Here is a 4,780-nt window from a genome sequence, read left to right on the forward strand (position 1 = left end):
GAAGTGGCCCGGGTTGGCTTCCAGTACCACCGTAACCGACGTTCAATCTCAGGGGCGTATTTCTGCACCCAACGATAGAGAGTGGTGTGGTCGACATCGACACCTCGTTCCTCAAGCATTTCAGCCAGTTCGCGGTAACTCACCCCATACTTGCAGTACCAACGGACGGCCCAGAGGATAACCTGGCCAGAAAAGTGACGCCCTTTGAAATCAGTCATGCTTAATAAACGACGAGGAAGGTGACACTAGATTGCCTGAAACTTAAAACTTTGCAACGGAGCCATTTGGTGACGTTCTCGATGACGACATCACGGACTTTTCCCATGTTAAGGGCGAGGTAGTCTTCCCACTGATGGTGGTTTAGAAACATGGCTTTGAGGGAATTGTTGGGCAGCATGGCGGACAAGAATACGTCACCTGTACCTGTTTAAACAACGAAAACTGATAGCTCATTTCAAGTTCCGTCGTAGGTAGCTGATTTTACTGATAGTTTATCGAATACTCCCCTCCTTCGTATGAAATTCCGTCGTTATCAATTTATCCGCGCTGATACCTATTGGCAGCTTGGTGAAACCTACGTCAAAGTGAAGGGGAATGGCGCTACCTGTACGGTGCCATCAATAAAAAGGCCGTTTATCGTTTCCTAAAGTATTGTTTGAAAAAATACAAACACGACAGGCAACCAAAGACCCCTAATACTGACCAGCATTCCTCCTATGGCAATACGATTTCCCGACTTAAGGATGAAGGATTACTGCGAGAAGATGTGGCACATCGGCAAGTGAAATACCTCAATAATCGCATTGAATCAGACCATGCGCCGTTAAAAAAACTCATCACTACGACCTACGGTTTCAAACGCTATAATCGAGCCTGAGCCATCATCAAGGGATTTGAATCACTCCGCATGTTGAATAAGGGGCGGTTTGATTTCTGATGACGTCGTGATGAGCGTAAAGAGCGGGTACGGGAGCGATCTGTCTTTATGAACGAGTTGTTCAATGTCGTAGTCGTTTTCACCTGATCACCGGTACACGACCTGACAACATTTATCCTCAACCATTTTTTGCAACAAGCCCCTGAGAGTTACCTAGTTGAGTAACAGGTGTAATCTTCGTTGGATCAGTACGTTAGATGACTGATTTGATAAACAAAGCCTATAGGCTACATAAACTGCGCTGAAAAGGTCTAATATTTAAGAAATATAGTCAAGAATGAATACTTAACTATAACGAAGCATTGATAAATACTATACGGCCAAGATATGATTGTTAATTCTAAAAAATTAAATATCAAAATGATGAATTTAACCATAAAGACAATATTTCACACTTTTATTCTATTTTCTACAATGTACACAAGTTTAACGTATTCCCACCCTTCTTCTAATTTACCCTTACTAGAAGGGTGGGATGGCTCTAGTAGAGTAGTTAGAAGTATTACTTTTGAAAATAATAATGATAAACGTTTATTATTTAGAGGAGAAAACATACCTAGTGGGGCAATGTTACAGATCTCAAATAATGCGGAATATAGCGAGACATACCCTATTGTAGAAGGCGAATTTTCATTTTTATATTACGGAGGAGTAAGTGTAGATTTAGCCATTGACTTTGAGGATCAATTAACTCCATCAAAGGAAACCAAGCTAACGCTAGTTGAATCTTATGATTTAGGTAAACAATCTAGAAAAAATTCAAACATTAAGAACTCATTATCAGTTATTGGTCCCAGAGACGATCGAAGACGATTAGTTTGCTATAAGGGAACATATATATATCCACTAAGCTTAAGTGCTATGGCAGTTGGAGCTGGGTCAGGCTCATCTATTGGCACAGAAAATCTCTATTTAACAAATCATCATGTTTTAGGTGATACAGGAATAAAATTTGGTACCGCCTCATTCAACTTGTATCACAAGAGTTGTGATGGTTCAATCACAGAGCTTAATGACCCACTTAGAATAAGAGTTTCTGAAGTTTTGTTCTCTGGACACGATAGAGCTTCTAATCAAGATTATGATTTTTTTAAACTGAACGACTTTGATTACAAATATTCTGAGGTAAAGTCATTATTTGGAGGTCTAGCTCTATCGCGTCAATCACCAAAGGTTGGTCAAGCAGTATTTATACCTCAAGGAGGATTGAGAAATATCATCGGCAGTGTAAACGATGATGGTTCAAAATGCTCTTTGGTTAATATTACGAATACTGAAATATATTATAATTGTGATACAAGTGGGGGGGCATCTGGTTCGCCAGTTATTGACGATAATAGCGGAGAAATTTTAGGTGTGCACTTTGCATCGGTAGGCTCTGCAAATAAAGGAGTCAGAACTGATCAAATGATTAAAGATTTCCCAGAAAAGCTCAATAAAGTTGAGAATTTTACTAGAGTCTCTCCGGTTAAAGAAAAAATCAACGTAAGTTATGTTAATCACTCACCAATTACAAACACTTCTGAAGTAATGGATATCAACCAGCCCGTTTATTTTGAAAATGAAAACCTTGACATCGAACACAAAGAAAACTATTCATTAATTCACCTCAAGAAACTTAATGAAATAACAGGCGTCATAACTACCGACGAGAAATTCGACTTGCCAATAAAAGCATGGATAGAACAAGATCTAGTGAAGTTACCAATTAATAAAATTATTCCCAACGCAAATAACACAAAATTATTTATATCATCTCCGATTGTAAATGATCGTTTTTTTAGTAGAAGCTGGCTTCCTTTAAAAGTGTTTAATAGTGAAGGTGAATTAATTCAGCACTCAATAACATCCATAACTCAAAATTGGTTTGATGCATTTTCGCTTCCTTTTGATGAAAACACGGCAGACATATTAAAAATAACGCACAATTCACTTTACGGTGAGAGCGGAATAGATATTAATTTATCCGATGGCGATAATGTTCTTGCAACGTTTTATGCTGCTCAAGGCCCTGTATCTTCAAGTTATTATGATAATAACTTATTCAACAAACTTCCACTACTAGTAAAAGAAGAAAACACTGGCAAATTCGCAACAGCGTATGTGAGGGTTTATAAGATTGGTGCATGTGGAAGAACTGCGATGAACACTCAGGGTGGCGGTTGTCCAGTGCCCGTTATACGTGCAAAAGTAGAGTATCATAGCGATGATAATTCCAACATACTCTCGGGAAAGTATAAAGGTATTCTTCCTCTAAGAATTATTCATTACCCTGATAACAACCTTGTAAATAATCTTGAAATAAAATTAGACTTAGAGATACCAACACCAACACCTTATGAAGCGATAGCGGTATATTCAGGCCCAAATCAAACTGAAACGAAAACTATGTTTACATCTAATATTGAGGATGCTAGCTCAATTGGAACTATATCTTCTTTTGACATTCCAACTAATTATTCAGTTAGGTTCCATACAAATGATGGACGTTTTTACACTAAAAACGCATCAGGCAATGCACCTTGGTCAAATAGCAGCCAGATCTCAAGAATAGAAGTGTTATCTCATCCTGCAATGGTTCATCTTGAGGCCAAAATGCCACAAGAAATTAATTATATTCGTGGTGAGAATGTAGATATCTCGTTAAAAGATATATCAATACCAAACAATATATCATTAAAATACAAATGGACTTCAAATCCCTACATGCCTTTCCTAAATGGCTCAATTAGCAGTTCCTTATCTGTATCGACTCCTGAAAGGTTTATAAGTAAAGCTCCCATTAGAGTAGAAGTTAGTGATGGAATTTCAACTCTTGTATTGAATGCAAAGTTATCTTCTTTATATTCAGAAAAGCCTGAAATAGAAGGTGTTGAAAATGTTAAAGTGGAATTGGGTTCTACATTTGATTTACTCAGTGATATTTCAGCTAAAGATGACTACGATGGAGATATTACATCTAAAATAAAGTTAATTGGAAAAGTAAATACGAACAAAATCGGTGTTTATCAAGTGACTTACACAGTCTTTGATAGTGATAACCAAGAGACTATTAAAATGCGAGAAATTACAGTATTCAATAAGTTAAATGGAGGTTCTGGAGGTGCGTTATCATATTTTTATATGTTTATGCTATGGATTATTTGGTATTTTAGGCAATGTTGCATCCTAAATAATTCGATTAAACAGCAGTGCCGGACAGTTTATCAGAACCAATAATCGAGCGACGATGACAGGCAAAACTGAGTGTAAAATCAGCACCTGAAAGCAATATAATCAGGCATTGATTAACAGTGGCTCTATACCTTATTGGGGATCTGAAGGATCCCCTCATAATTTTCCGAGTCCGGAGTAATGTGTCAGCTGTTGATATTCGAGCATTGCCCACCGATATTGCTGATCAGTGATGACAGACCTCTGCCGCTTTCTCACCTCACGACCTAACCGAGGTATGGATAGGACGCGGCGATGTTTGATGGTGTTCGCTTGAAAGTCGTATTACCACTTTGCTTGGGTTGCAACCAGCCCATTCCACCACGGCTTTGTTGCTTAATTCGGTTGGAAGACATGGCAGCCTAAAGTTGTTCGGTTCTTAAGCAATATACTGAGTTTCAGGCATACCCAGTCCTGTAAGCTTGTTCAGCGCTTTGATCATAGCGTAAGTCTCGCCAACCTGAGCATTGTAATTTCTTAGGCTTAATTTCCCACCTAGCAGCTGTTTTACTCGGTACATTGCTGTCTCTGATAGTGAGCGCTTGTGATAGCCATACCGCTTTTTCCACTTCTTGTTGGAGCCGTAGAGCTTTTGACAACCTACTGCTAAATTGCGAGGGTGTCCTTGTT

General features: G+C 38.5%; 2 protein-coding genes and 2 pseudogenes. 2 read left to right on the forward strand and 2 right to left on the reverse strand.

Annotation, left to right across the window (positions count from 1 at the left end):
• Positions 1-218: transposase (locus tag B5D35_RS22745; RefSeq protein ID WP_139367848.1), on the reverse strand; the 218-nt coding region annotated here is incomplete at its 3' end.
• Positions 219-503: 285 nt separating this feature from the next.
• Between B5D35_RS22745 and B5D35_RS25130 the strand changes: the two are divergent.
• A pseudogene (locus tag B5D35_RS25130) lies at positions 504-1,024 on the forward strand (DDE-type integrase/transposase/recombinase); the annotation flags it as partial.
• A 240-nt stretch (positions 1,025-1,264) separates the two neighbouring features.
• Entirely contained in the window at positions 1,265-4,156 is a 2,892-nt protein-coding gene (locus B5D35_RS22755; RefSeq protein ID WP_078754698.1) for an immunoglobulin-like domain-containing protein, read from the forward strand.
• A 373-nt stretch (positions 4,157-4,529) separates the two neighbouring features.
• Here B5D35_RS22755 and B5D35_RS22765 read toward each other — a convergent pair.
• Positions 4,530-4,780 (reverse strand): annotated as a pseudogene (locus tag B5D35_RS22765) (IS5/IS1182 family transposase); the annotation flags it as partial.

The sequence above is a fragment of the Enterovibrio nigricans DSM 22720 genome, assembly GCF_900167155.1.
GTDB lineage: Bacteria > Pseudomonadota > Gammaproteobacteria > Enterobacterales > Vibrionaceae > Enterovibrio > Enterovibrio nigricans.

Bases quoted from the DNA above. Each gene is read 5' to 3' on its own strand.
- B5D35_RS22755 (WP_078754698.1), top strand. From the start codon at position 1,265: ATGATTGTTAATTCTAAAAAATTAAATATCAAAATGATGAATTTAACC.